Genomic DNA, 1,003 nt, shown 5'->3' with positions numbered 1-1,003 from the left:
GCGCCCGCAGCGTGATGCGGAGCAGGTCCACCAGACCACGCTTCGTGGAGGTGTTCGCGGAGCGGCCAGCGTTCATCAGCTCGCGCTGGAGAAATGCCCGCGAGCGCGCGTCGAGCGCGATCCGCACCTCGGTGATGTCGACCTGGAACCAGCTGCGTGCTGTGGGAGGTGGGACGTGGCTCCCCATCGAGTGGTCGTCCGAGTGACCGAAGGATTGACCCTGGCGCGAACGCCACACCAAGAAGACGACGACTCCGAAGAGGCCGGCCACGCCGAGCGCCGGGTGGACCTGGAAGAGGAAGATGACCAGGCGGATCAGCACGAAGGCGCCATCGCCATCGCCGCCGCCGAAGTCGCCGCCGCCATGTCTACGACCGCTGCCGCCGCCGCCGAAGCTTCCCCCGCCAGCGCTTCCCCCCGTGAACTGAGCCTCCACGAGATCGCTGGCCAGCCATAGGCCGAGGAAGGCGAACAGGCCGAGCAGGCCTCAAGCCGCCACCTCGCGAGAGAACGGACGCACGCGCATCGCCGCCAAGACTACACGCTGCCCCGCGGCTTGGCCCGCGTGCTCACCCCCAGGAATGGACCAATCCGGGCCCGCGCGGGGGACGTGAGGCATGCGCCTTGCGCACACACGGCCCATTTGCGACAAGAGAAGCCCAAGGAGGCTCCAGCCCATGACGACGAAACGGACCATCTCCATCGGCCTCAACCGCGACGGTCGCCTCGAGGTGTTCTACGTCGCGAAGGACGGCTCGCTGCGCCACAACTGGCAGCGGAGCGCGAACGGCCTCTGGGCGGTCGAAGAGACGCTCGCGCAGAAGGCCGTGCACGTCGCGACGGGTGTGAACGCAGACGGTCGCCTCGAGGCGTTCTGGATCACGCCCGAGGGCGAGATCTTCCACGACTGGCAGACCCAGGCCGGCGGCAAGTGGGTGGGCGCCGCGGCGCTCCACGTGGACGGCGAGGCGAAGAAGGGTGGTCGGGCCAAGGCGCAGACCGT

The 1,003-nt window shown here is 69.0% G+C and carries 1 protein-coding gene and 1 pseudogene; one reads left to right on the top strand and one right to left on the bottom strand.

Annotated features, from left to right (window positions below):
- Positions 1-322 (bottom strand): DUF1517 domain-containing protein (locus Q0C41_RS31105; protein ID WP_291990886.1); only part of this gene is annotated, 322 nt, incomplete at its 3' end.
- Positions 323-677: 355 nt separating this feature from the next.
- On the opposite strand from Q0C41_RS31105, the pseudogene Q0C41_RS31100 reads away from it, so the two are divergent.
- Positions 678-1,003 (top strand): annotated as a pseudogene (locus Q0C41_RS31100) (hypothetical protein); the annotation flags it as partial.

Origin of the sequence: Luteitalea sp. (assembly GCF_022842525.1) — a bacterium.
GTDB lineage: Bacteria > Acidobacteriota > Vicinamibacteria > Vicinamibacterales > Vicinamibacteraceae > Luteitalea.
The sequence above is the reverse complement of the archived record's forward strand: the minus strand, read 5'-3'. Positions and strand labels throughout refer to the sequence as shown.